The organism is Streptomyces sp. NPDC052301 (assembly GCF_044593395.1).
GTDB lineage: Bacteria > Actinomycetota > Actinomycetes > Streptomycetales > Streptomycetaceae > Streptomyces.
Window position 1 is genome coordinate 1 of the sequence record NZ_JBIUBE010000009.1, and the last position, 22,472, is coordinate 22,472.

General features: G+C 70.6%; 27 protein-coding genes and 4 tRNA genes. 19 read left to right on the forward strand and 12 right to left on the reverse strand.

Features of this window, described 5'->3' with window-relative positions:
- From ACIHEJ_RS24950 to ACIHEJ_RS24965, 4 genes are all read right to left on the reverse strand, one after another.
- Window positions 1-391: hypothetical protein (locus ACIHEJ_RS24950; protein ID WP_400138881.1), on the reverse strand; the 391-nt coding region annotated here is incomplete at its 3' end.
- Between the two features lie 302 nt (window positions 392-693).
- Entirely contained in the window at window positions 694-1,017 is a 324-nt protein-coding gene (locus ACIHEJ_RS24955; RefSeq protein ID WP_400138882.1) for a hypothetical protein, read from the reverse strand.
- Window positions 1,018-1,235: 218 nt separating this feature from the next.
- Window positions 1,236-1,637 (reverse strand): YccF domain-containing protein, encoded by a 402-nt coding sequence (locus tag ACIHEJ_RS24960; RefSeq protein WP_400138883.1) that lies wholly within the window; start codon window positions 1,635-1,637, stop codon window positions 1,236-1,238.
- Window positions 1,638-1,844: 207 nt separating this feature from the next.
- Window positions 1,845-3,110 carry an APC family permease gene (locus tag ACIHEJ_RS24965; protein WP_400138884.1) on the reverse strand — a complete coding sequence of 422 codons (1,266 nt, stop codon included), beginning with the start codon at window positions 3,108-3,110 and terminating at the stop codon, window positions 1,845-1,847.
- 159 nt (window positions 3,111-3,269) lie between these two features.
- Between ACIHEJ_RS24965 and ACIHEJ_RS24970 the strand changes: the two genes are divergently transcribed.
- Window positions 3,270-3,536, forward strand: a complete 267-nt coding sequence (locus tag ACIHEJ_RS24970) for a GlsB/YeaQ/YmgE family stress response membrane protein (protein ID WP_400138885.1) — start codon at window positions 3,270-3,272, stop codon at window positions 3,534-3,536.
- A 64-nt stretch (window positions 3,537-3,600) separates the two neighbouring features.
- On the opposite strand, the gene ACIHEJ_RS24975 is transcribed toward ACIHEJ_RS24970, so the two are convergent.
- A complete protein-coding gene (locus ACIHEJ_RS24975; protein ID WP_400138886.1) occupies window positions 3,601-4,089 on the reverse strand; it encodes a YajQ family cyclic di-GMP-binding protein in 489 nt (162 codons plus the stop codon).
- Between the two features lie 223 nt (window positions 4,090-4,312).
- Here ACIHEJ_RS24975 and ACIHEJ_RS24980 point away from each other — a divergent pair.
- Window positions 4,313-4,394 (forward strand) — tRNA-Tyr (locus ACIHEJ_RS24980).
- A gap of 175 nt (window positions 4,395-4,569) precedes the next feature.
- On the opposite strand, the gene ACIHEJ_RS24985 is transcribed toward ACIHEJ_RS24980, so the two are convergent.
- Both ACIHEJ_RS24985 and ACIHEJ_RS24990 read right to left on the reverse strand, forming a co-directional pair.
- On the reverse strand, window positions 4,570-5,298 hold the full coding sequence (locus ACIHEJ_RS24985; protein WP_400138887.1) for a PP2C family protein-serine/threonine phosphatase: 729 nt from the start codon (window positions 5,296-5,298) through the stop codon (window positions 4,570-4,572).
- A gap of 278 nt (window positions 5,299-5,576) precedes the next feature.
- Entirely contained in the window at window positions 5,577-6,884 is a 1,308-nt protein-coding gene (locus ACIHEJ_RS24990) for a glycoside hydrolase family 3 N-terminal domain-containing protein (protein ID WP_400138888.1), read from the reverse strand.
- Between the two features lie 258 nt (window positions 6,885-7,142).
- Between ACIHEJ_RS24990 and ACIHEJ_RS24995 the strand changes: the two genes are divergently transcribed.
- From ACIHEJ_RS24995 to ACIHEJ_RS25005, 3 genes are read left to right on the forward strand one after another with little or no spacing between them, the layout of a single operon-like run.
- Window positions 7,143-7,535, forward strand: a complete 393-nt coding sequence (locus ACIHEJ_RS24995; RefSeq protein ID WP_400138889.1) for a DUF6233 domain-containing protein — start codon at window positions 7,143-7,145, stop codon at window positions 7,533-7,535.
- A gap of 44 nt (window positions 7,536-7,579) precedes the next feature.
- Window positions 7,580-7,804 carry a hypothetical protein gene (locus ACIHEJ_RS25000; RefSeq protein WP_356940795.1) on the forward strand — a complete coding sequence of 75 codons (225 nt, stop codon included), beginning with the start codon at window positions 7,580-7,582 and terminating at the stop codon, window positions 7,802-7,804.
- 42 nt (window positions 7,805-7,846) lie between these two features.
- Window positions 7,847-8,059 (forward strand): hypothetical protein, encoded by a 213-nt coding sequence (locus ACIHEJ_RS25005; protein ID WP_400138890.1) that lies wholly within the window; start codon window positions 7,847-7,849, stop codon window positions 8,057-8,059.
- Between the two features lie 76 nt (window positions 8,060-8,135).
- Here the strand turns inward: ACIHEJ_RS25005 and ACIHEJ_RS25010 are convergent, their stop codons facing one another.
- Both ACIHEJ_RS25010 and ACIHEJ_RS25015 read right to left on the reverse strand, forming a co-directional pair.
- The gene (locus ACIHEJ_RS25010) at window positions 8,136-8,792 is read right to left on the reverse strand and encodes an NAD(P)H-binding protein (RefSeq protein ID WP_400138891.1); all 657 of its coding nucleotides are present in this window, start codon (window positions 8,790-8,792) and stop codon (window positions 8,136-8,138) included.
- Window positions 8,793-9,050: 258 nt separating this feature from the next.
- The gene (locus ACIHEJ_RS25015) at window positions 9,051-10,316 is read right to left on the reverse strand and encodes an amidohydrolase family protein (protein WP_400138892.1); all 1,266 of its coding nucleotides are present in this window, start codon (window positions 10,314-10,316) and stop codon (window positions 9,051-9,053) included.
- 431 nt (window positions 10,317-10,747) lie between these two features.
- Here ACIHEJ_RS25015 and ACIHEJ_RS25020 point away from each other — a divergent pair.
- From ACIHEJ_RS25020 to ACIHEJ_RS25060, 9 genes are all read left to right on the forward strand, one after another.
- Window positions 10,748-10,820, forward strand: a tRNA-Thr gene (locus ACIHEJ_RS25020).
- Between the two features lie 46 nt (window positions 10,821-10,866).
- Window positions 10,867-10,939: transfer RNA gene (locus ACIHEJ_RS25025), tRNA-Met, on the forward strand.
- A 91-nt stretch (window positions 10,940-11,030) separates the two neighbouring features.
- Complete coding sequence (gene rpmG, locus ACIHEJ_RS25030) at window positions 11,031-11,195, forward strand: 50S ribosomal protein L33 (protein WP_003948671.1); 165 nt, start codon at window positions 11,031-11,033, stop codon at window positions 11,193-11,195.
- A 113-nt stretch (window positions 11,196-11,308) separates the two neighbouring features.
- Window positions 11,309-11,761, forward strand: coding sequence for a MaoC family dehydratase N-terminal domain-containing protein (locus ACIHEJ_RS25035; RefSeq protein WP_366014856.1), 453 nt, complete (start codon window positions 11,309-11,311; stop codon window positions 11,759-11,761).
- Between the two features lie 7 nt (window positions 11,762-11,768).
- Window positions 11,769-12,197 carry a MaoC family dehydratase gene (locus tag ACIHEJ_RS25040; protein ID WP_400138893.1) on the forward strand — a complete coding sequence of 143 codons (429 nt, stop codon included), beginning with the start codon at window positions 11,769-11,771 and terminating at the stop codon, window positions 12,195-12,197.
- A gap of 109 nt (window positions 12,198-12,306) precedes the next feature.
- A complete protein-coding gene (locus ACIHEJ_RS25045) occupies window positions 12,307-12,876 on the forward strand; it encodes a TetR/AcrR family transcriptional regulator (protein ID WP_400138894.1) in 570 nt (189 codons plus the stop codon).
- 89 nt (window positions 12,877-12,965) lie between these two features.
- On the forward strand, window positions 12,966-14,420 hold the full coding sequence (locus tag ACIHEJ_RS25050; protein WP_400138895.1) for a DHA2 family efflux MFS transporter permease subunit: 1,455 nt from the start codon (window positions 12,966-12,968) through the stop codon (window positions 14,418-14,420).
- Window positions 14,421-14,447: 27 nt separating this feature from the next.
- Entirely contained in the window at window positions 14,448-14,837 is a 390-nt protein-coding gene (locus ACIHEJ_RS25055) for a DUF3291 domain-containing protein (protein WP_400138896.1), read from the forward strand.
- 222 nt (window positions 14,838-15,059) lie between these two features.
- Window positions 15,060-16,148 (forward strand): UDP-N-acetylmuramate dehydrogenase, encoded by a 1,089-nt coding sequence (locus tag ACIHEJ_RS25060; RefSeq protein WP_400139153.1) that lies wholly within the window; start codon window positions 15,060-15,062, stop codon window positions 16,146-16,148.
- 34 nt (window positions 16,149-16,182) lie between these two features.
- Here the strand turns inward: ACIHEJ_RS25060 and ACIHEJ_RS25065 are convergent, their stop codons facing one another.
- A complete protein-coding gene (locus ACIHEJ_RS25065; RefSeq protein WP_400138897.1) occupies window positions 16,183-16,815 on the reverse strand; it encodes an NAD(P)-dependent oxidoreductase in 633 nt (210 codons plus the stop codon).
- 133 nt (window positions 16,816-16,948) lie between these two features.
- Between ACIHEJ_RS25065 and ACIHEJ_RS25070 the strand changes: the two genes are divergently transcribed.
- Window positions 16,949-17,572, forward strand: coding sequence for a TetR/AcrR family transcriptional regulator (locus tag ACIHEJ_RS25070; RefSeq protein WP_400138898.1), 624 nt, complete (start codon window positions 16,949-16,951; stop codon window positions 17,570-17,572).
- Window positions 17,573-17,590: 18 nt separating this feature from the next.
- Window positions 17,591-18,316 carry a hypothetical protein gene (locus tag ACIHEJ_RS25075; protein ID WP_400138899.1) on the forward strand — a complete coding sequence of 242 codons (726 nt, stop codon included), beginning with the start codon at window positions 17,591-17,593 and terminating at the stop codon, window positions 18,314-18,316.
- On the opposite strand, the gene ACIHEJ_RS25080 is transcribed toward ACIHEJ_RS25075, so the two are convergent.
- Together ACIHEJ_RS25080 and ACIHEJ_RS25085 are read right to left on the reverse strand one after the other, a co-directional pair.
- Window positions 18,240-19,301: an adenosine deaminase gene (locus ACIHEJ_RS25080; protein ID WP_400138900.1), complete on the reverse strand. Its 1,062-nt coding sequence runs from the start codon at window positions 19,299-19,301 to the stop codon at window positions 18,240-18,242. The genes ACIHEJ_RS25075 and ACIHEJ_RS25080 overlap by 77 nt on opposite strands.
- A gap of 134 nt (window positions 19,302-19,435) precedes the next feature.
- Complete coding sequence (locus tag ACIHEJ_RS25085; RefSeq protein WP_400138901.1) at window positions 19,436-20,662, reverse strand: pyridoxal phosphate-dependent aminotransferase; 1,227 nt, start codon at window positions 20,660-20,662, stop codon at window positions 19,436-19,438.
- Window positions 20,663-20,924: 262 nt separating this feature from the next.
- Between ACIHEJ_RS25085 and ACIHEJ_RS25090 the strand changes: the two genes are divergently transcribed.
- The 3 genes from ACIHEJ_RS25090 to nusG all read left to right on the forward strand — a co-directional run bounded on the left by ACIHEJ_RS25090 (window position 20,925) and on the right by nusG (window position 22,311).
- Window positions 20,925-20,997, forward strand: a tRNA-Trp gene (locus ACIHEJ_RS25090).
- Between the two features lie 106 nt (window positions 20,998-21,103).
- Window positions 21,104-21,391, forward strand: coding sequence for a preprotein translocase subunit SecE (secE, locus tag ACIHEJ_RS25095; protein ID WP_366015785.1), 288 nt, complete (start codon window positions 21,104-21,106; stop codon window positions 21,389-21,391).
- 80 nt (window positions 21,392-21,471) lie between these two features.
- On the forward strand, window positions 21,472-22,311 hold the full coding sequence (gene nusG, locus ACIHEJ_RS25100) for a transcription termination/antitermination protein NusG (protein ID WP_400138902.1): 840 nt from the start codon (window positions 21,472-21,474) through the stop codon (window positions 22,309-22,311).
- Window positions 22,312-22,472: the final 161 nt, after the last annotated feature.

The window sequence follows — 22,472 nt, forward strand, 5'->3', positions numbered from 1 at the left end:
ACAACAATAACAACAACAACGGTGGCGGGGGCGCGAACAACAACAATAACAACAACAACGGTGGCGGGGGCGCGAACAACAACAATAACAACAACAACGGTGGCGGGGGCGCGAACAACAACAATAACAACAACAACGGTGGCGGGGGCGCGAACAACAACAATAACAACAACAACGGTGGCGGGGGCGCGAACAACAACAATAACAACAACAACGGTGGCGGGGGCGCGAACAACAACAATAACAACAACAACGGTGGCGGGGGCGCGAACAACAACAATAACAACAACAACGGTGGCGGGGGCGCGAACAACAACAATAACAACAACGGCTGAACTTGGTGGTCCGGCGGCCGGGGTGGTGCGAAGTTTCCCGGCTGCCGGACTGTCATGTGTGTGCCCTGCAGTGCGCCGGCGGCAGCTCCCTCACGGATTTCAAGGTGATGAGAATGAAGAAAGCGGTCCTGTGGAGTTGCACCCTCGCGATAGCGGCCGTCTCCTGTATGGCGCTCGGCACATGGAACGCTGCAGCGGGTGAATCGGGTGCCTTGCCGCGGAAACCGCAGACCGTGGCCACGGAGTCGGCAACTCAGTGCTATGCGACTCGCGGCAATCCGAATGCTGTCGTGTGCTACCGAAATTCATGGAAGGCCGAGTACAGGCACGGCGAAATGGTCTATGTGCCCATCCTCATTCAGGTTCCTACGCCTTCGCATGCGCCGTCGGTGATGGTCGTCGAGAGTCTGGATGACGTTCGCCCGAGCAATACGAGGCAGTAGTCACCGTAGCCGTCACCACGGTCGCCGCCCTGGTCGAACCAACCCTGGTCGTCGTAGGTGTCGCAACCGCCGTTCCCCCAGACCTCGTCGCAGCCGCGGCTCGAGTGGGGATAGTACGAGGTGACGTGAGCCGTGGTGGCCGCCGAAGCGGTCCCCGCCGCACCGACCGCGGCACCGCCGGCCAGCAGAACACCTACGGCGGACACCGCGAAGAGGCGCTTGCTGTGCTGTGCACTCATGGGCCGCACCTTTCGAACCGTCGTCCCGCACCACGGACGGAGCGCGAGAACCATGGCCGCGCCGAACGGTCGGATGAACACCGCGGGTGGGCTGATCGGCCCATCGGTTCACGAAAGCGCGGCCATCACACGATCCCATTGTCGGACACCAGTAGGTCCGCATCCAGGCGAGTCGGCAGTAAGAGCATCCGATAACAGATCCGATGACGGGATCGAAGTCAGCGCCCGCCGAATGCCTCATCCGTGGGCACGACCTCGCGTCCAAGGGGCATGAGCGAGATGGGGATGAGCTTCAGGTTCGCCCAGCCGAAGGGAATCCCGATGATCGACAGGAACAGAGGGATGCTGGTGATCAGGTGGGCCAGCGCCAGCCACCATCCCGCGAAGACCACCCAGATGACGTTGCCGACGCACGACGGGGCCCCGGCCTCCGGCCTCTCCACAGTGGTGCGGCCGAACGGCCAGAGGACGAATCCGGCGATGCGCAGCGATGCGATGCCGAAGGGGATGGTGATGATCAGGACGAAGCAGATCAGGGCAGCGATCAGGTAACCGATCGCCATCCAGAGCCCGCAGAGGACGAGCCACAGGATATTGAGCAGCAGGTTGAACACCTTCATGATCGGTACCTTTCCAGGTCGCTCCGTCGGCATGCCTGCTGCCACCAGTATCAGCTGATCACGCGCCTGGGCGGAAACAGAGAGCCCTTGTGACGTGACCGGGAAGGTCCCGAGACGTTCCCGCTCGGCACGGTCGGCTCCCGGTGATTCCTTTCGCGCTCGTCGACGTCGTGAATGCGGTCGGTATACCCGCGCGCTGACGGTACGTCACTCCTCGCGGCGACCCGCCCGCCGGGCCGCCCACCACTGCCGTGCGCCGTAGGCGGCCACACCCACCGCGAGCACCCCCGCTCCGACGGCCACCGAGACGGTCGGCAGGGCGAATGCCAGCGCGGCGCAACCCAGCAGGCCCACCACCGGGACCACGCGGGACAGCGGGGCCGGACTCAGCGTCCACGCCGAGGCGTTGGCGACGGCGTAATAGGCCAGAACGCCGAACGAGGAGAAGCCGATTGCGCCGCGCACGTCCACTGTGGCGGCCAGTACGACGACCACCGCGCCCACGGCCAGCTCGGCCCGGTGCGGTACGTGGAAGCGAGGGTGCACGGCCGCCAGCCCGCCCGGCAGGTGACCGTCCCGGGCCATGGCGAGCGTCGTACGGGACACACCGAGGATCAGCGCGAGCAGCGACCCCAGCGCGGCCACCGCCGCTCCCGCCCGCACCACGGGCACGAGCCCCGGCACCCCCGCCGCACGCACGGCGTCGGCCAGTGGCGCAGTCGCGTGCCCGAGCCGGCCCGTACCGAGGACACCGAGCACCGCGACGGCCACGCACGCGTACACGGCAAGAGTGATCCCCAGGGCCAGCGGGATCGCGCGCGGAATGGTGCGCGCAGGGTCTCGTACCTCCTCCCCGAGGGTGGCGATCCGCGCGTACCCGGCGAAGGCGAAGAACAGCAGCCCGGCCGCCTGCAGCACCCCGCCGGCTCCCGACGAAAGTCCGACGCCGAGCCGCCCCGCGTCCGCCCGCCCCGAGGCGAGGCACGCGACGACCACGGCGGCCAGAACGGCCAGGACCACCGCCACGATCACCCTCGTCAGCCATGCCGACTTCTGGATGCCGCCGTAGTTCACGGCGGTCAGGGCCACCACGGCGGCGACCGCCACGGTGTGCGCCTGCCCCGGCCAGACGTACGCGCCCACGGTGAGCGCCATGGCCGCACAGGAGGCCGTCTTGCCGACGACGAACGCCCAGCCCGCGAGATACCCCCAGAAGGCGCCCAGCCGCTCCCGCCCGTACACGTACGTGCCGCCCGAGGCCGGGTAGCGGGCGGCGAGACGGGCGGAGGACATGGCGTTGCAGTAGGCCACCACGGCCGCGACGGCCAGGGCGGGCAGCAGTCCGGTGCCGGCCGCGCGTGCGGCGGGTCCCAGAGCGGAGAAGACACCGGCCCCGATCATCGAGCCGAGCCCGACGACCACGGCGTCCCGCACCCCCAGGGTGCGTCTCAGGACGGCGGCGGAAGGTGTCATGTGCCGCACCCTACTGACCAGGGCAACCGGCTGCCGGGCCGCTGACGTCCTCTTCATAGACACGACACGACATGCACGCACGCGCGTGGACAGCAGGTCCGCACCGAAAACTCAGGGACCGGACAGTGCGGACACAGCGTGGAAGGGCAGGTTCACGGCATGAGCATCATCGGTTGGATCATCCTGGGACTGCTGGCCGGAGCCATCGCCAAGGTTCTGCTGCCGGGACGGGACCCCGGCGGCTTCATCGGTACGACCCTCATCGGTATCGCGGGCGCGTTCATCGGGGGCTGGATCTCGGCCCGCTGGCTGGACCACCCGATCAGCAAGCACTTCTACGACGGCGCCACCTGGGCCGCTGCCATCGGCGGCTCCCTGGTGCTGCTGATCCTCTACCGCATCCTGTTCGGGAACTCCCGCGACTGAGCGAGAACGAGAAGGGTGGGCACCGGCCGGTGCCCACCCTTCTTGCCCTCTTCCCGCCGGTGTCCTACCGGTAGTTCACGAACTGCAGCGCGAAGTCGAAGTCCTTGCCCTTCAGCAGGGCGATCACGGCCTGCAGGTCGTCGCGGCTCTTGGAGCTGACCCGCAGCTCGTCACCCTGGACCTGGGCCTTCACGCCCTTCGGGCCCTCGTCGCGGATGATCTTCGCCACCTTCTTCGCGTTCTCCTGGGAGATGCCCTCCTCGATCGACGCGAAGATCTTGTACTCCTTGCCGGAGAGCTGGGGCTCGCCGGTGTCCAGCGCCTTCAGCGAGATGCCACGCTTGATCAGCTTGGACTGGAAGACGTCGAGCACAGCCTTCACCCGGTCCTCGGAGTTGGCCTCCATGAGGATCTTGTCGCCGGACCACGAGATCGAGGCACCCACGCCCTTGAAGTCGTAGCGCTGCGAGATCTCCTTGGCGGCCTGGTTGAGGGCGTTGTCGACCTCCTGCCGCTCGACCTTCGAGACGATGTCGAAACTGGAGTCGGCCATGTCCTGTGGCTCCTTGTATCGGGGTGCGTATCGGTGCGTGCCGGCGTGCGCGGCGACGGCCGCCGGGCCCGGCGGAAGACCAGGCCCATCCGGAACAGCCTAGCCACCCCGCGACCCGACGGGTGGAGATCAACCGGGTGGCGAAGCACCCCCGTGCATCGGGTATTGTTTACGTCGTTGCCAGGGAGCACCGCCGAAAGCGGGTTCGATTGGCAGACACCATGGCGGTGTGCCCGAGCGGCCAAAGGGAGCAGACTGTAAATCTGCCGGTTCTACCTTCCCAGGTTCGAATCCTGGCGCCGCCACACGGTGGGAAACCCCCTCTGATCAGGCTAAATACCTGATCAGAGGGGGTTTCTCGTTGTCGGCCCCCGTTCGATTCGCCGTGGACGAAGCGTGACCGTGTCGCACCCCGTACCGCCTCGGCTCCCACCTCGCTGCCTGGGTCCGTCCTGTCGTACACCGCTGCGGCCAGGGCGTTCACCGGGGGATCGAGGTGCCGACGCGGGCGATGAGGAGGGCGATGTCGTCCTGCGCGGGGGTTGGGGCGAGGCGGTCGATGAGGGTGTCGGCCAGCTCGTCGAGGGACGGGTGGGTACCGGCGAGGAGGAAGGTGAGCTCCTCCAGGCGCTCATCGAGGTCGTACTCTCGCGCTTCGACGAGTCCGTCGGTGTAGAGGACGAGGCCGGTCCCGGGAGCGACGGGGATCTCGGTGGTCGTGTAAGTGATGCCGCCGATGCCGAGCGGTGCGCCAGAAGGCAGGTCGACGAGGCGGGCGGTGCCGTCGGGGGTGATCAGGGCAGGCGGGGGGTGTCCGGCCCGGGCGAGCCGGCAATGTTTGCCCGCGGCGAGTCGGATCAGTCGGCGTCTGTGAGGCAGCGGTGGCTCGAGGTGCTGCAGATTCTGGCGTGCAGCGGTATCTCGGGGCCGCGGTAGCCCCACTCCACGAATGACGGCGCGGTCCGGCTGCATCACGGCTCCGGCCTGGTGGAGGACGCCTCGGTGGTCGTCTCCGGTGAGACGGAAGGGACCGGCGTCGTCGAGGACGAAGGCAAGCGTGTAGTAGTACCGGCCGGGCGCGTCCTGCCACATCGGCAGGCCGTCGGTATACCCCTCCAGCCGGCCGACCGCTCGCGCGGGGACGTGGTCAGCCCCGGGCGGGGCGGCGGACGCCGCCAGGACGGCGGCCAGGCCGACCACGGTGAGCACACCCCAGACGAACAGTCCCGCCGTGATGCCGCCAGATGAGCAGTCCCGCCGTGATGCCGCCGACCGCGCGCAGGCCGTCCTGTCGGCCGGAGGCGATGGCTCGTTTCGTCACCACCGCCATGTCGGGACCGGGAACCATGGTCAGGACGGCGAGCACACCCGTGGCCGCCAGAAGCTGGACGAACACGGACCGAGTCTCACACCCGGGACCGCCTCGCCGTCTTCGCAGGGGTGTCTGCGGCCCTGCCGGGAGGCGGTCTCGAAAGCACCGTCGGCGCTCAGGAGCAGAGGTTCACGTGCCGGACGGCCAGGACGTGGCCCGCCGCGTCGACGAGGCGGCTGCGGCTGAGGTGTCCGCCGGACACCGCGTTGGTGATCGCCGTGGCGATCGACGACGTCTGCGCGCTGATGTTGCCCCTCAGGTCGAACATGACCATGTCGGCGCCGGAGCGCAGGGCCTGGACGGCGGCGGCGGGGACGCTGTAGCCGGCGGCGGAGATCGCCTTGGCGCTCAGCGAGTCGGTGACCACCAGCCCCTTGAAGCCCAGCTTGCCGCGCAGCTCGGAGCTGATGACGGTGGGTGACAGGCTCGCCGGATTGCCGGCCAGGCCCGGCACGATGTTGTTCGAGACCATGATGGCCGGGGCACCGGCCTTGATCGCCGCTGTGAACGGCGGGATGGCCACCTTCTGCAGGGTCGACCAGGGCAGCGTGCGGGCCGGGCCGAAGTCGGAGTTGTAGGTGGAGCCGCCGAGGCCCGGGAAGTGCTTGACGACGGGGATCACATGTCCGGCGCGCAACCCGTTCATGTACGCGACACCGTCCTTGGATACCACCGAGGTGCTGCCGCTGAAGGATCGCCATCCGTCGGGGTTGGTGTGACTGGGGGCCACGTTCCGGCCGTCGACGTCGACCACCGGCGCGAGGTCCATGTTGACCTGGGCGGCCGCCATCCTGGCGGCGACCTTGGTGACGTTCTGCTGGATCTGGGCCGGGGTCCAGTGCGTCCCCATGTACGCGGCCCAGGGCAGGGACCCGACGAGGTTCGCCATGCGCTGGATGCCACCGCCCTCCTCGTCGGTCATCACCAGCAGGCCCAGGTGACCGGGTACGTGAGACTTCAGCGTGGTCAGCCGTGACCCGAGGTCGGACGGCGCCTTGCTGCCGAACAGCAGCACACCGCCCGCGCCGGCGCTCACCTCGGACGTGACGTCGGACACCGAGGTCTCCGACACCGGGACGGCGATGGTCAGCATGGCCAGCCGGCGGTTCGACCACCCGGCCAGCTTCGTGCTGTTGGTGCACGCGGTGGCGGTGGCGGTGGCGGTGGCGGTGGTGGCGGCATGGGTGGTGGTGAGGTCGGGGGTGAAGGACGAAGGGGAGTGGGACGGCGCGGTGGTCGGGGCGAGGGACACGCCGGTGCCGCTGGAGTGCGGGGACGCCTTCGGAGTGCCTGTGCCACAGCCCGCCAGGAGCATCGCCGCCACGGCGGCGGCCGCGCTCAGCCTTCGTGTGGTCCTGGCCCGGCCGGGAACCCGCGGCGGTGGCGTCGCGCTTCTGCGGTCACGGTGCGACGGAAGATTCATCGCCCGGCCTCCTTCGGGAAGTCGCGACGGTGCGGTCGCGCTGGGGGCGTATGAGCATGAGGTTGGTCTACGACGCTGAGATGCGCACCGGCGCGCAATTGTTCGCCGGTGCGCGTCGGAGTACCAGAATCTCGCGCCTCGGAGCCGGACGGAAATCCTGCCGACGCGAGCGGGGGCCGCTCAGGAAGCGACACCGAGCGCGCTTCACCTCGGCGGGGCGGCGGTCTGATCGGCTCCCGATCGTCTGACCCGCTCCCGATGGTCGCACTTCTGGCCGCGTTCACTAGAATCGAACATGTGAACGATGACCGTCCGCTGACGCGTCTCGACATGCTGCGCTTCGCCCGCCGCGTCGTCGAACATCAGGCTGCCCGGCAGCTCGCGCTGATGGACCGGTGGATCGCGGACGAAGAGCGCCGGGAGGCGGAACGGCAACGCCGCCTCGCCGCCCGGCAGGCCGCCCCGGACTGGCTGATCGAGCGCGCTCTGAACGGCCGCGGAGCGGTCTACGTCCATGTCGGCGGCTGCACCGGTGCCGGCTCCCGTGCGCGGGGAGCCGGCAGGGAGCAAGCCGTACAAGCGCTCACCGAAGGAGGCATCACACCATGCCCGCTGTGCCGCCCGGACACCGTTCTGGGGATTCTCGAATGACCGGCCCGGGTGCGGTTCCGGGCGGTCCGGACGATGCTGGAGCCATGGCCGGGAAACGCCCCATCATCGTGCACCTGCCCTCCCCGACCGGCGGTCGCCGGGTCCGGGTGGACGGCGAGATCCTCGGCCTGGCGCACAACGTGCGGGACCTGGTGGAGTTCCTGCGCCGGGCCGGGCTGGAGATCGAGCCGGAGCAGGTGGCCGACTCGCCGCTGATCGACTGGCGCGGGGTGGGACCCGACCGCTGGGAGGCGGAGACCCGCACCTGAGCACGGTGTCGTGCCCGCCCTGCCGGGGGGCAGACTGACGGCATGTCCTCCCGACGCAGAACCTGCCCCGTGTGCCGCCGCGACATCGCCGTCGTCGCGGGCCGCTTCGCGCGCCACGACCCACCGGGCGCGCGGGAGAACGGGGACCTCGTCTCCTGCGCCGGGTCCCGCCAGCCGGCGCAACTCGGGGTGGTCCAGCCGTCGTTGGACGGGTACGCCGTGCCGGACTTTCCCGGGCAGCTCCCTCTGTTCTGAGGCCCGCAGTACGTGCGGGGGTGAAGGACTGACGGGGTGACAGCGGAGGCGACCGTTCAACGGACGGGCGCCGTCCTCAGTTCCCGGCCACGGACTTCACCGCGACCGACACCGGCGTCGACCCGCTGATCAGCTCCAGGGTCAGGCCCGCCGTCGCGGACGTGTCCACCAACTCCGCCAGTACGGCCGCCACATCGGCCCGCGGGATCGAACCGCGCCCGGTGTGCGCCTCCAGGCGGACCAGGCCGGTACCCGCGTCGTCCGTCAGCGAGCCCGGGCGCAGGATCGTCCAGTCCAGGGCCTCCTGCCGGGTGACGTACGCGTCCGCCTCGCCCTTGGCGCGCAGGTACACGTCGAAGACGTCGTCGCCCCGGTGCGCAGGATCCGCGCCCATCGAGGACACGACCACGAAGCGGCGCACGCGCGCGCGGACAGCCGCGTGCGCGAACAGCACCGCCGCGCCCTTGTCCACCGTCTCCTTGCGGGCCGCTCCGCTGCCCGGGCCCGCGCCTGCCGCGAACACCGCCGCGTCCGCGCCCTGCAGATGCGCCGCGACCTCCTCCACCGAGGCGGACTCCAGGTCGAGCAGGACCGGTTCGGCACCGGCCGCCCGCAGATCGCCGCCCTGCTCGGCCTTGCGGATGATGCCCGCCACCTCGTCCCCGCGCGCGGCGAGCAGGCGCTCCAGCCGCAGCGCGATCTGACCATGACCACCAGCGATGACAATGCGCATGAATCCGACCGTACGCCCGAAGAGACGCAGCCGCCGCACGAGTCAACCGGCGCGGCCGGAGCGCGCCGGGAGCGCACGCCGAGCGTGCGGCCCGGGTGCGCGGCGGGGCATACGGCACGAGTACGCGCCGGCCGCGGAGCGCGCACACCTCGGACACGCGCTGGGTGTCGTGGGCGTCCGAGGCCGGGGGGCGAGGCCGCCCGCCGACGTCACTCACGCTCCCCGGGCCCCGGCCCCGCTCCGCAGCATCGCATCACCTCACGACAGCTCCCCACGCCCCTGCCGCGGCAGTCCGAGTTCCGCTGCCGCCGCCGAGTTGCAGTACTCGCGGACAGCGCTCGTACGGGCCACCACCCGGCCCCGGTGCACCACGATGCGGCTGTAGGCCAGGGAGAGGGCGCCGGACAGGTGGTCGCCGCGTACGGCCAGGAGCTCCGCGGGGAAGCCCGCCTCCACGCGGACCTCCGGCAGACCGAGGACCGCGCGGGCCGAGCCGCTCACGGCGTCGTAGGCGTCCTCCGGGCGCAGCCCGTGGGCGGAGGCGAGGAGGTAGGCCGCCTCCAGGGGGTCCCCGCGGCCCACGGGGTTGGAGACGTCACGCAGGGCGCCGCTGCCGGCCGCCACCCGCACCCCGGCCGCGCGCAGGAGCCGTACCGGAGCCGTGCCCCGCCGGTCGGCGCCGCCGCAGCCGCCCTGGGGGAGGCACACCACCGTCACTCCGGCCGCCGCGAGCTGGTCCGCTACGCGGGAGGCGGCTTCCCTGGGCAGGCGCGCAAGACCGGCGCACGGCCCGATCGCCACGCCGGGGCGCAGGCCACCCGCCATCGCCGCGAGCCGGGACAACCGGGCCGAGTCGGCGGCATCCGTGTGCAGGTCGACCGGGCAGCCGTGCTCGGAGGCCACCTCCAGGACCGCCTCCACATAGCCCGTGGGATCCGGGTCCAGGTCCGGACAGCCGCCCACCACACAGGCGCCCATCTTCATCGCGTCCCGCAGCATCGCCAGCTCGTCGGCCCCGGCCACCCCGGTCAGCAGCCGCGGCATCGCCACCGTGGTCAGCTCCGCGAGTCCCCGCAGCGACCGCCGGGCCTGCAGCACCGCACCCAGCGCGCCGAGCCCCTGGACGTCGCTCACGCGCACGTGCGCGCGTACCGCCGTCGCCCCGTGCCCGAGCTGCAGCAGGGCCGCCTCCGTGGCCCGGCGCTGGACGTCCTCCGGCGCGTACGACACCGGGCCGGGGCGCTCGGCGGACAGGGCGGTGTCGCTGTGGGCGTGCGGTTCGGCCGGGGCCGGCAGGAGCAGATAGCCGCTCAGGTCCACCCGCGTGACGCTCGTCCGGGCCGGGCCCGATGTGAGACTGCCGGCGGTGCCCACCGCCTCGATGCGCCCGCCGCCCAGCCGTACGTCCACCCTCCGGCCGTCGGTGAGCCGTGCCCCGCACAGCAGCAGGGCGGCCGTGTCGGACTGGCCCGAGGACCCCGACGAGTTCGACGGCTGGTGGGGTTGCGGCTGGCTGTCGGGCATCGCGCTCCAGGTTCGGGGCCGGGGGCTCGGGGCGGCCCGGCGCGAGGGCTTCGGGGCGTGCGCGCCCCAAGATCACGCAGAGCGAGTCGAGCCTAGGGTGACGAGCCGCGCGGGACGCGTAGGGGCGCAATAGTCGTACCGGCGTGGTCCGCCCCAGGCCGTACGCGGACGGCCCACGCGCGGGCCTGCGCACGTCCGCCGGTGCCGCACCGCACAACCGCCCATGCGTCACTCATCGCCCCCCACGCGTGCGTGGGGCGCCTCGCCCCGGGCCGGGCAGAGCCGTACCCGGCACGTCGGACCCCGTGGGGCAAACCCCGCGCACGCTGGGGCTCAAGGGGCTGCGGAGGGCGTCGCGATGCGGGGGGTGACCGGCGGCCGGATACGGATTTGGGTGAACGGCGGCGGACCGTGTAATGTCTTCATCGCTCGCCCCAATAGCTCAGTCGGCAGAGCGTCTCCATGGTAAGGAGAAGGTCAACGGTTCGATTCCGTTTTGGGGCTCTGGTGTGAGAGGTTCCCGTCGCAAGGCGGGGGCTGATCTCATCAAAGCGGTGTAGCTCAGTCGGTAGAGCAAGCGGCTCATAATCGCTGTGTCACCGGTTCAAGTCCGGTCACCGCTACTCACAGTAGCCGATTGTGGGGTCGGTCCTTCGATCGGCTACTCTTTCTTGCGTTAAATCAAGTCCATCCGTTCGTCTTAGGAGCACTCACGTGGCTGCCACCGACGTCCGCCCGAAGATCACGCTGGCCTGCGTGGAGTGCAAGGAGCGGAACTACATCACCAAGAAGAACCGGCGTAACAACCCGGACCGTCTTGAGATGAAGAAGCACTGCCCGCGTTGCAACGCGCACACCGCGCACCGCGAGACGCGATAAACAGGCTCGTACACGAGGCCGTCCCCTTCCGAGGGGGCGGCCTCGCGGCGTTTCACCGGTCGGTGACCGGCTAATTTGGGGCCACCACAGCAGACATCAGGAGGTGCCGGGCCATGGCGCTCGATCAGTCCTTCGTGGGACGGACCTATCCGCCCACCGCCCCCTATGAGGTGGGCCGGGAGAAGATCCGCGAGTTCGCCGAGGCGGTGGGCGAGGCCAACCCGGTGTACACGGACCCGCAGGCCGCCAAGGAATTCGGTCACCCCGACGTGATCGCTCCGCCGACGTTCGTGTTCTCCATCACCTTCCGGGCCGCCGGACAGGTCGTCGAGGACCCGCAGCTCGGTCTGGACTACAGCCGCGTGGTGCACGGCGACCAGAAATTCGCCTACAGCCGCCCGGTGCGCGCCGGCGACCGCCTCACGGTCACCTCCACCATCGAGGCGATCAAGTCCATGGCGGGCAACGACATCCTGGACATCCGCGGTGAGGTGCACGACGAGGCCGGCGAGCACGTCGTGACCGCCTGGACCAAGCTCGTGGCCCGCGCGGCCGAGGAGGCGTGAGGACCTGATGACGGCGAAGATCGCGTACGACGACGTCGAAGTCGGCACCGAACTGCCGGCGCAGAACTTCCCGGTGACCCGGGCCACGCTCGTGCGGTACGCGGGCGCCTCCGGTGACTTCAACCCGATCCACTGGAACGAGAAGTTCGCCAAGGAGGTGGGCCTGCCGGACGTCATCGCGCACGGCATGTTCACCATGGCCGAGGCGATCCGCGTGGTCACCGACTGGACCGGTGACCCGGGCGCGGTCGTGGAGTACGGAGTCCGCTTCACCAAGCCCGTCGTCGTGCCGAACGACGACCAGGGTGCCCTGATCGAGGTCAGTGGCAAGGTCACGGCCAAGCTGGACGACAACACCGTGCGCGTGGACCTGACGGCGACCTGCGCCGGCCAGAAGGTGCTCGGCATGTCCCGGGCGGTCGTACGGCTGGCCTGACGGCGAGCCGGGACGCGTGGGTAAGGGGCGCCCTCCACGACGAGGCGCCCCTTACGCGTGTCCGGGCAGCCTCTTGACCAAGTTAGTGATTGAGTACTAACTTACCGGCATGCCCAGGATGAGCGCAGAGGAGCGACGCGAGAGCGTCATCCGCGCGGCGACGGCCGAGTTCGCGCGCGGCGGCTATCACGGCACCTCCACGGAGGCGATCGCCAAGCGGGTCGGGGTGTCGCAGCCGTACCTCTTCCGGCTCTTTCCGGGCAAGAAGGCGATCTTCCTGGCGGCGTCCGAACGCTGCATGGAGGACACCGTCCGGACCTTCGAGGAGGCCTGTGAGGGGCTGCAGGGCGAAGAGGCCCTGCACGCCATGGCGAACGCGTACACCAAGGTCATCGCGGAGCGGCCCGAGCGGCTGATGATGCAGATGCAGATGTACGTCGCCGTGAAGGCCGCCGAGGAGGAGGGCGACCGCGAGTTCGGTGAACACGTGCGGGCCGGCTGGATGCGGCTGTGGGACACCGTCCATGGGCCGCTCGGTGCGGACATCGGCGAGACGACCACCTTCATGGCGTGCGGAATGCTCATCAACTGTCTGGTGGCCATGGGCTTTCCGCCCGAGCACCGGGTGTGGGAGGGGCTCTTCCCGTCGGCCCGGCTCAAGGGCCGTCTCGAGAAGTAGTGCGGGCGAAGAAGGGTGTCGCCGCCCTTTCTCATGGGCGCAGAAGTTAGTCATCGATAACTAATTAGCGATCACTCTCTGGGGGAGAGATGTCAGAGAAGACCGAACAGACGAGCGCGGGACGCGGGGGCGCCCTCTGGGCCCTCGTCATCACCAGCGTCGCCGGGTTCATGGCGGCCCTCGACAACCTGGTCGTCACCACCGCCCTGCCCTCCATCCGCGAGGACCTCGGCGGTGCGCTGGACGACCTGGAGTGGACCGTCAGCGCCTACACGCTCACCTTCGCCGTACTGCTGATGCTGGGTGCGGCGCTCGGTGACCGCTTCGGGCGCCGCCGGCTCTTCATCGCCGGACTCGCCGTCTTCACCGGCGCCTCCGCCGCCGCGGCCATGGCACCCGGCATCGGCTCCCTGATCGCCGCCCGCGCGGTGCAGGGCGTCGGCGCCGCCGTGATGATGCCGCTCACGCTGACCCTGCTGACCGCGGCCGTCCCGGCCGCCAAGCGGGGCACCATGTACGGCATCTGGGGCGCCGTGAACGGGCTCGCCGTCGCCTCCGGACCGCTCATCGGCGGCAGCCTCACCGAACACGTCTCCTGGCACTGGATCTTCTGGCTCAACGTCCCGCTCGGCCTGATCGCCCTGCCGCTCGCCCGGCTGCGCCTCGCCGAGTCCTACGGAGCCGGAGCCCGGCTCGACCTCCCCGGCACGCTGCTCGCCAGCGGCGGACTCTTCGGGATCGTCTACGGCCTGGTCCGCGGGCCCGCCGACGGCTGGACCGACCCCGTCGTACTGACCTCGCTGTTCGCCGGCGCCGCGCTGCTCATGGGCTTCGTCCTCTACAGCTCCCGCGCGGCCCACCCGATGCTGCCCATGCGACTGTTCCGCTCCCGCGCCTTCTCCGGGATCAACGCGGCCAGCCTGCTGATGTTCGTCGGGATGTTCGGCTCGATCTTCCTGCTCAGCCAGTACATGCAAGGCGTGCTCGGCTACTCGCCCACCGAGGCGGGCCTCAGGATGCTGCCGTGGACCGGCATGCCGATGCTGGTCGCGCCGATCGCCGGGATCCTCTCCGACCGCATCGGCGGCCGCCCGGTCGTCGCCGCGGGCCTCTTCCTGCAGGCCGCCGGCCTCGGCTACATGGCCTGGGTGGCCACCGCTGACGCCTCCTACGCCGTCCAGCTGCCCGCCCTGATCATCAGCGGGGTCGGCATGGCCCTCTACTTCGCGCCGGCCGCGAACCTGGTCATGTCCAGCGTGCGCCCGCAGGAGCAGGGCATCGCCTCCGGCGCGAACAACGCGCTGCGCGAGGTGGGCGGCGCGCTCGGCATCGCGGTCATGTCGTCGATCTTCTCCGCGCAGGGCGGCTACGAGTCCGCCCAGCGCTTCGTGGACGGCCTGCGGCCGGCCCTGGTCACCGGCGCGGCGGTGGTCGCCCTCGCCGCGGTCGCCGCCCTGCTGATCCCGTCCCGCCGAAGCGCCGGCCGACTTGCCGCGGAGTCCGGACAGCCGGTCGCCCCGGTCCTGGAGACCACCGCCCGCTGAACCGGAACCTCCCCGAAGGAGCCCGTGATGCCGACCCTTCCCTGGACCGTTCCCACCACTCCGCCCCAGGGTGCCGAGGCGCACGTCTTCGCCTCCCGCTTCGAGACCCGCACCCTGTGGGGCGGCCTCCGCTTCCTGGTCCGCACCCCGGCCGTCTGGCGGCAGGTCGGCCGCGCGCCCGGTGCCTACGGCGCGTCCCTCCGGGCGCAGCCCCTGCGGCGGACCTTCTGGACCTTGTCGGCGTGGGAGTCGGCCGACGCGCTGAAGGCCTTCGCCCACTCCGGCTCCCACCGGCCCATCTCCCGCGGACTGGCCTCCCACATGAGCGGCGTCACCTTCGCCGGCTGGGAGACCACCGCCGACCAGCTGCCGGTGAGCTGGGAGGAGGCGGAACGGCGGCTGCGGAAGGACACCTGAAGCAGTCGTCGGCCGACTGCACCCCCTGCACGCGCGCGTGGCCCTCGAAACGGGAGGCCACGCGCGCGTGTGTGTGCGTGGCGGTGAGCGAGGTCAGGGTGGTGGGGCGGGCGAAGGACCACACGCGCGTGCCGCCGGCCGCGGCGGCGGGTGGCCGGGTGGGCGGGTGTGACCCCGTGCCCCAGGACCCCCGACCCCGTGACCACCGGCCGCGCGGGTGCGGTGCCGACGGAGCAGTCTCGTAGTCTTGGGCGCGTGCAGGTACTCCACGACGCCCCTCTTGCCCCGCTGACCACCTTCCGGCTGGGCGGTCCCGCGACGCGGCTGGTCACGGCCGAGACCGACGCCGAGGTGATCGCCGCCGTCCGCGAGGCAGACGACGGCGGGACACCGCTGCTGGTCATCGGCGGCGGATCGAACCTGGTCATCGGCGACAAGGGCTTCGACGGCACCGCCCTGCGCATCGCCACGCGCGGTGTGGAGTTGCGCGGCACCACGCTGGAGCTGGCGGCCGGCGAGGTGTGGACGGACGCCGTCGCCCGCACCGTCGAGGCCGGACTCGCCGGGATCGAGTGCCTGGCCGGGATCCCGGGCTCCGCCGGTGCCACGCCGATCCAGAACGTGGGCGCCTACGGCCAGGAGGTCTCCTCCACCATCACCGAGGTGATCGCCTACGACCGGCAGGCCGGCGACACCGTCACGCTGACGAACGAGGAGTGCGGCTTCTCGTACCGCCACAGCCGCTTCAAGGCCGACCCCGGCCGCTATGTCGTCCTGCGCGTCCGTTTTGAACTGGAGGACGCGCACGGCATGTCGGCGCCCGTCAGGTACGCCGAGGCGGCCCGCGCGCTCGGTGTCGAGCCCGGCGACCGGGTGCCGCTGGCCGACGCCCGCGAGACCGTGCTGAAGCTGCGGGCCGGGAAGGGCATGGTCCTCGACCCCGAGGACCACGACACCTGGTCGGCGGGATCCTTCTTCACCAACCCGATCCTCACCGAGGAGCAGTTCGCCGCGTTCCACGCGCGCGTGCGTGAGCGGCTGGGGGAGGGCGCCGAGCCGCCCGCCTACCCGGCGGGAGAGGGCCGTACGAAGACCTCGGCGGCCTGGCTGATCGACAAGGCGGGCTTCACCAAGGGCTACGGCACCGGCCCGGCCCGTATCTCCACCAAGCACACGCTCGCCCTCACCAACCGGGGCGGCGCCACCACCGAGGATCTGCTGGCCCTGGCCCGAGAGGTGGTCGCCGGAGTCCGTGAGGCCTTCGGCGTCACGCTGGTCAACGAGCCGGTGACCGTCGGCGCGAGCCTGTAGCGGCAGCGGGTCACGGCAGTGGCAGAGGCACCGGCTAGTAGGCCACGCCCACGCCCTGCTTCACGGTGCCCTCGTCGTCGATCATCGACAGCATCGCGTGCGCGACGTCCGCGCGGGCGAGGAAGCGGCCCTTGGGCGGGAAGCCGCCGACGACCGTGCGGTAGCGGCCCGTGACCGGCTTGTCCTGCAGGCGCGGCGGGCGCACGGACGTCCAGTCCGTGCCGCTGCGGGCCAGCTCCTCCTCCATCCCGCGCAGGTCCGCGTAGACGTCCTTGAGGATCGCCGACACCAGGCGGCGCGCGCCGCGGTCCAGGGGGCCGTCGTCCGCCGGTTCGGGACCGACCGGGCCCGCGCTGACCACCAGCAGCCGTCGCACGCCCTCCGCCTCCATGGCCTGAAGGACGCAACGGGTCAGCCGGGTCGCCACCCCCGCGTCCTTGCGGCTGCGCGCGCCCAGGCCCGACAGGACCGCGTCCCGGCCGCTGACGGCGGCTCGCAGCTCCTCCGGGTCGGTCAGGTCGGCGCGGACCACCCGCAGGGCGGCGCCGGTGACGGTCAGCCGGGCGGGGTCCCGTACGACGGCCGTGACCTCGTGGCCGGCGTCCAGGGCCTGGCCGACGAGTTCGCGGCCGACTCCTCCGGTGGCCCCGAAAACGGTGAGCTTCATGGCTGCTCCGGTCTCCCTCCGGTCGGTGGTTCCTGCGGTCGCTGCAGGGTAGGTGAGTGCTCACTCACCCCGGCCCCGCCTCTAGAGTGGGTAAGTACTCACTCACCCGTCAAGCCCCGATTGGACATGTCCTATGGAGACGAGGCCGGCACGTGTGCGCATCCTCGACGCCGCCCACGAGCTCATGCGCACCGTCGGGCTCGCCCGCGCCACCACCAAGGAGATCGCCCGCGCGGCCGGCTGCTCCGAGGCGGCCCTCTACAAGTACTTCGACAGCAAGGAAGACCTGTTCGTCCGGGTCCTCTCGGAGCGCCTGCCCCGGCTGACGCCCCTGCTCGGCAGCCTCGCCGCCGAACCGGGCCAGGGCACCCTCGAGGAGAACCTCACCGAGATCGCCCGCCAGGCCGCCCTCTTCTACGAGCAGAGCTTCCCGATCGCAGCCTCCCTGTACGCCGAGACCCAGTTGAAGCGGCGTCACGACGAGGTCCTGCGCACGCTCGGCTCCGGCCCGCACAAGCCCATCGAGGACCTGGACGGCTATCTCCGGGCCGAACAGGCCGCCGGCCGGGTCCGCGCCGGCGCCGACACGCTCGCGGCCGCCTCGCTGCTGCTGGGGGCCTGCGCGCAGCGCGCCTTCGCCTACGACGCGACCGAGAGCGGCGAACGACCGCCCGTGGACGCCTTCGCCGCCCGGCTCGCCCGGACGCTGCTGGGCGGAATCTCCGTTGCCGAGGAACCCGCGGACGCGCGACCCTGACGCCATGAGGCGGCGCACATGCAGCTGAGGCTGCGCGAGTTCAGGCCCCGGACCGGGCCGTACGACCACCGGATCGTCCAGCTGGGGCACCCCCTGCGGCACACCTCGCTGCGCGCCCCCGACCCCGTCGGTCTGCTGCTCGGCGATCACGACGGACTGAAGCAGCTCGCGGGCCTGTTCTCCTTCGCCGCCCACTCCCGGCACACGATCGTCCACGTGCCGCTGCGCGACGGGGTCCCGCCCGACGAGGGCGTCGGCGAGCGCGTCGACCTGGTCCTCGCCCACCACACCCTCGGCCTGCGCCCCAGCCAGTGGCCCGAGCTGCGCCGCGGACTGCGCCGCGGCAGCCCGCTGACCGTCCGCACCGACGAGGCGCGCACCGCGCGGGACGCCGCCGTCTGGCGGGAGCGCCGGGAGCGGGCCGACTTCCGGGACTGGCTGCGGCACGCCACGCACGCGCGTACGTTCTTCCTCTTCGGCACCCGGGAGGTGTTCGCCGAGACCGCGACCGACCTCGCCCGCGCGGCCGGATGGGGGCCGTACGAGAAGGACGCCGACAAGGGTCACTCGGCGCTGATGGCGGGGCTCGCGCTGACCCAGCCGCCCGGCGGCGGGCACCCGGTCGAGGTGCTGATCTGCTTCAAGGCCTATCCGCCCTACGCCCACTTCAGGCGCCCGGGCGACCCCCTCGGGCGACCGGGCGGGTCAGCCACTCGTCGACGCCGGCCAGCAGCCGCGCCTTGACGTCCTCCGGGGCCGCCGAGCCCCGCACCGACTGACGGGCGAGCTCCGCCAGCTCGGCGTCCGAGAAGCCGTGGGCGTCCCGGGCGATCTCGTACTGCGCGGCCAGCCGCGAGCCGAACAGCAGCGGGTCGTCGGCGCCGAGGGCCATCGGGACGCCGGCCTCGAACAACGTCCGCAGCGGCACGTCCTCCGGCTTCTCGTAGACGCCGAGCGCCACGTTCGAGGCCGGACACACCTCGCAGGTCACGCCCCGGTCGGCCAGCCGCTTCAGCAGCCGCGGGTCCTCCGCCGCGCGCACCCCGTGCCCGACCCGCGAGGCGTGCAGGTCGTCCAGACAGTCCCGGACCGAGGCCGGACCGGTCAGCTCGCCGCCGTGCGGGGCCGACAGCAGACCGCCCTCACGCGCGATGTGGAAGGCCCGGTCGAAGTCCCGCGCCATGCCCCGCCGCTCGTCGTTCGAGAGCCCGAAGCCGACCACGCCCCGGTCCGCGAACCGCACCGCCAGCCGGGCCAGCGTGCGCGCGTCCAGCGGGTGCTTCATCCGGTTGGCGGCGACCAGGACGCGCATGCCGAGACCGGTCTCCCGGGACGCCGTGTCGACCGCGTCCAGGATGATCTCCAGCGCCGGGATCAGACCGCCCAGGCGGGGCGCGTACGACGTCGGGTCCACCTGGATCTCCAGCCAGCCCGAGCCGTCCTTCAGATCCTCCTCGGCGGCCTCGCGCACCAGGCGCCGGATGTCCTCCGGTTCGCGCAGACAGGAGCGCGCCGCGTCGTACAGGCGCTGGAAACGGAACCAGCCCCGCTCGTCCGTCGCCCGCAGCTTCGGCGGCTCACCGCTGGTCAGCGCTTCCGTCAGGGAGTCGGGCAGTCGTACGCCGTACTTGTCGGCCAGTTCCAGGACGGTGCCCGGCCGCATGGAACCGGTGAAATGCAGGTGCAGATGGGCTTTCGGCAGCTCAGAGAGGTCACGTACACGCTCCATCCCCAGATCCTGCCGTACGTCACCGGCGTCCCGGTAGCCGTTTCCCCGTACGTGGTCTTGCTCGCACACGGGAGCGGGCCGCCTCCCCGGAGGGAAACGGCCCGCACGCGCGCGTGAAGCGCAGAGAACAGGAACTAGTCGCGCGCCTCCGCCAGCAGCTTCTGCATGCGGCTCACGCCCTCGACGAGGTCCTCGTCACCGAGCGCGTACGACAGCCGCAGGTACCCGGGCGTGCCGAACGCCTCGCCCGGGACGACCGCGACCTCGGCCTCCTCCAGGATCAGCGCGGCCAGCTCGACCGTGTCCTGCGGGCGCTTGCCGCGGATCTCCTTGCCGAGCAGGGCCTTCACCGACGGGTAGGCGTAGAAGGCGCCCTCGGGCTCCGGGCAGAGCACGCCGTCGATCTCGTTGAGCATCCGCACGATGGTCCTGCGGCGCCGGTCGAAGGCCTCACGCATCTTCGCCACGGCCTCCAGGTCGCCGGAGACGGCGGCCAGGGCGGCCACCTGGGCCACGTTGGAGACGTTCGAGGTGGCGTGCGACTGCAGGTTGGTCGCGGCCTTGATCACGTCCTTCGGGCCGATGACCCAGCCCACGCGCCAGCCGGTCATGGCGTACGTCTTCGCGACACCGTTGACCACGATGCACTTGTCGCGCAGCTCGGGCAGCAGCGCCGGCAGAGAGACGGACACCGCGTCGCCGTACACCAGGTGCTCGTAGATCTCGTCGGTCAGCACCCACAGGCCGTGCTCGACGGCCCAGCGGCCGATCGCCTCGGTCTCGGCCTCGGAGTACACCGCGCCGGTCGGGTTGGACGGGGAGACGAACAGGACGACCTTCGTCTTCTCCGTGCGCGCCGCCTCCAGCTGCTCCACGGTGACGCGGTAGCCGGTGGTCTCGTCGGCGACGACCTCCACCGGGACACCGCCGGCCAGGCGGATGGACTCCGGGTACGTCGTCCAGTACGGCGCCGGGACGATGACCTCGTCGCCCGGGTCGAGGATCGCGGCGAACGCCTCGTAGATGGCCTGCTTGCCGCCGTTGGTGACCAGGACCTGGGAGGCGTCGACCTCGTAGCCGGAGTCGCGCAGCGTCTTCGCGGCGATCGCGGTCTTCAGCTCGGGCAGGCCGCCGGCCGGGGTGTAGCGGTGGTACTTGGGGTTCTTGCAGGCCTCGACGGCCGCCTCGACGATGTAGTCCGGCGTCGGGAAGTCGGGCTCACCGGCGCCGAAGCCGATCACCGGCCGCCCGGCGGCCTTCAGGGCCTTGGCCTTGGCGTCCACGGCGAGGGTGGCGGACTCGGAGATCGCGCCGACTCGGGCGGAGACCCGGCGCTCGGTGGGAGGGGTTGCAGCGCTCATGGGGCCCATCGTTCCAGACCGGAAAACCCCCGGGCACGTGGGTTTCACAGACTGAACAGCCACGGGTCGAGACGTGAACAGGGGTCCGAATCCGGCCCCCGGCCAGGACGATCTTTGGCCGAGAGGCTCTGGACGGGCACTTTCTGTTCGACGCCGGGCCGTTGACCACGTACACTCTCACCTCGTTGGCCTCCAGCGGCCACCGCCGAAACCGGTGCACACCCCGCACCCGGTCGGATGCGGTACGTTGGGGGACACACAGAGGGTCGTAGCTCAATTGGTAGAGCACCGGTCTCCAAAACCGGCGGTTGGGGGTTCAAGTCCCTCCGGCCCTGCTACACACACCGCCAGGATGTGTGCGCAGGTACGTACAGCAATGCACCGCCGTGCGGCTCAAGAACCGGGCGCGGCACGGCCACGACCCGGGATCAGGTGAGGACAATGACGGACGCCGTGGGCTCCATCGACACGCCTGACGCTCAGGACGAGGTGCAGGAGTCCAAGAAGAAGGCCCGCAAGGGCGGCAAGCGCGCCAAGAAGGGCCCGCTGAAGCGCCTGGCCACCTTCTACCGCCAGATCGTCGCGGAGCTCCGCAAGGTCGTCTGGCCGACGCGCAACCAGCTGACCTCGTACACCACCGTGGTGATCTTCTTCGTCGCCATCATGATCGCCCTGGTGACCGTGATTGACTATGGGCTCAACCACGCGGCCAAGTACGTCTTCGGCTGAGCCAAGAGCGAAGGGCGCCGTGGTACCGGCGCCCGTTTTCGCATGTTCCACCCCTATGTATCCAGGAAGAAGCAGCCATCGTGTCTGACCCGAACCTGAACGACGACGCCACTGAGCCTCGCGGGAACGCTGCCGAGATGGTGGACGACGAGCTCGACATCGTCGAGGGCGCGGACGAGCAGGACGAGTTCGAGGCTGCCGAGGCCGAGGCGGGGGAGCCGGCCGAGGAGGCCGCCCTGCACGTCGAGGACGAGGGCGAAGAAGCTGCCGAGGAGGCCGCCGAGGAAGAGCCGGCGGCGCCCGTCGACCCCATCCAGGCCCTGCGCGAGGAACTGCGCACCCTGCCCGGCGAGTGGTACGTCATCCACACGTACGCCGGTTACGAGAACCGCGTGAAGACCAACCTGGAGCAGCGCGCCGTCTCGCTGAACGTCGAGGACTACATCTTCCAGGCCGAGGTGCCGCAGGAAGAGGTCGTCCAGATCAAGAACGGCGACCGCAAGACGATCAAGCAGAACAAGCTGCCGGGTTACGTCCTGGTCCGCATGGACCTGACCAACGAGTCGTGGGGCGTCGTCCGCAACACCCCGGGCGTCACCGGCTTCGTCGGCAACGCCTACGACCCGTACCCGCTGACCCTGGACGAGATCGTCAAGATGCTCGCCCCGGAGGCCGAGGAGAAGGCCGCCCGCGAGGCCGCCGAGGCCGAGGGCAAGCCCGCTCCGCAGCGCAAGGTCGAGGTCCAGGTGCTGGACTTCGAGGTCGGCGACTCGGTCACCGTCACCGACGGCCCGTTCGCCACGCTGCAGGCGACCATCAACGAGATCAACCCCGACTCGAAGAAGGTCAAGGGCCTGGTGGAGATCTTCGGCCGCGAGACGCCGGTCGAGCTCTCCTTCGACCAGATCCAGAAGAACTAGTTCTTCACTATTCGCTTCCGAGCAGGTCAGGCGGGCTGTCTCAGCCGTCTGACCTGCTCGGTTTTCAGCCGCGCATCTATACCCGTTATCGTTGTGCGGTATGCCTGCGTCAGGGTCGCGATCCTCGCGCGGGCATGGACCCGAATGAAAGGACCCGGAGA

Bases quoted from the DNA above. Each gene is read 5' to 3' on its own strand.
- ACIHEJ_RS24955 (WP_400138882.1), bottom strand. From the start codon at position 1,017: ATGAGTGCACAGCACAGCAAGCGCCTCTTCGCGGTGTCCGCCGTAGGT.
- ACIHEJ_RS24960 (WP_400138883.1), bottom strand. From the start codon at position 1,637: ATGAAGGTGTTCAACCTGCTGCTCAATATCCTGTGGCTCGTCCTCTGC.
- ACIHEJ_RS24965 (WP_400138884.1), bottom strand. From the start codon at position 3,110: ATGACACCTTCCGCCGCCGTCCTGAGACGCACCCTGGGGGTGCGGGAC.
- ACIHEJ_RS24970 (WP_400138885.1), top strand. From the start codon at position 3,270: ATGAGCATCATCGGTTGGATCATCCTGGGACTGCTGGCCGGAGCCATC.
- ACIHEJ_RS24975 (WP_400138886.1), bottom strand. From the start codon at position 4,089: ATGGCCGACTCCAGTTTCGACATCGTCTCGAAGGTCGAGCGGCAGGAG.
- ACIHEJ_RS24990 (WP_400138888.1), bottom strand. From the start codon at position 6,884: ATGAATCTTCCGTCGCACCGTGACCGCAGAAGCGCGACGCCACCGCCG.
- ACIHEJ_RS24995 (WP_400138889.1), top strand. From the start codon at position 7,143: ATGGTCGCACTTCTGGCCGCGTTCACTAGAATCGAACATGTGAACGAT.
- ACIHEJ_RS25000 (WP_356940795.1), top strand. From the start codon at position 7,580: ATGGCCGGGAAACGCCCCATCATCGTGCACCTGCCCTCCCCGACCGGC.
- ACIHEJ_RS25005 (WP_400138890.1), top strand. From the start codon at position 7,847: ATGTCCTCCCGACGCAGAACCTGCCCCGTGTGCCGCCGCGACATCGCC.
- ACIHEJ_RS25010 (WP_400138891.1), bottom strand. From the start codon at position 8,792: ATGCGCATTGTCATCGCTGGTGGTCATGGTCAGATCGCGCTGCGGCTG.
- ACIHEJ_RS25015 (WP_400138892.1), bottom strand. From the start codon at position 10,316: ATGCCCGACAGCCAGCCGCAACCCCACCAGCCGTCGAACTCGTCGGGG.
- ACIHEJ_RS25035 (WP_366014856.1), top strand. From the start codon at position 11,309: ATGGCGCTCGATCAGTCCTTCGTGGGACGGACCTATCCGCCCACCGCC.
- ACIHEJ_RS25040 (WP_400138893.1), top strand. From the start codon at position 11,769: ATGACGGCGAAGATCGCGTACGACGACGTCGAAGTCGGCACCGAACTG.
- ACIHEJ_RS25045 (WP_400138894.1), top strand. From the start codon at position 12,307: ATGCCCAGGATGAGCGCAGAGGAGCGACGCGAGAGCGTCATCCGCGCG.
- ACIHEJ_RS25050 (WP_400138895.1), top strand. From the start codon at position 12,966: ATGTCAGAGAAGACCGAACAGACGAGCGCGGGACGCGGGGGCGCCCTC.
- ACIHEJ_RS25055 (WP_400138896.1), top strand. From the start codon at position 14,448: ATGCCGACCCTTCCCTGGACCGTTCCCACCACTCCGCCCCAGGGTGCC.
- ACIHEJ_RS25065 (WP_400138897.1), bottom strand. From the start codon at position 16,815: ATGAAGCTCACCGTTTTCGGGGCCACCGGAGGAGTCGGCCGCGAACTC.
- ACIHEJ_RS25070 (WP_400138898.1), top strand. From the start codon at position 16,949: ATGGAGACGAGGCCGGCACGTGTGCGCATCCTCGACGCCGCCCACGAG.
- ACIHEJ_RS25075 (WP_400138899.1), top strand. From the start codon at position 17,591: ATGCAGCTGAGGCTGCGCGAGTTCAGGCCCCGGACCGGGCCGTACGAC.
- ACIHEJ_RS25080 (WP_400138900.1), bottom strand. From the start codon at position 19,301: ATGGAGCGTGTACGTGACCTCTCTGAGCTGCCGAAAGCCCATCTGCAC.
- ACIHEJ_RS25085 (WP_400138901.1), bottom strand. From the start codon at position 20,662: ATGAGCGCTGCAACCCCTCCCACCGAGCGCCGGGTCTCCGCCCGAGTC.
- secE (WP_366015785.1), top strand. From the start codon at position 21,104: ATGACGGACGCCGTGGGCTCCATCGACACGCCTGACGCTCAGGACGAG.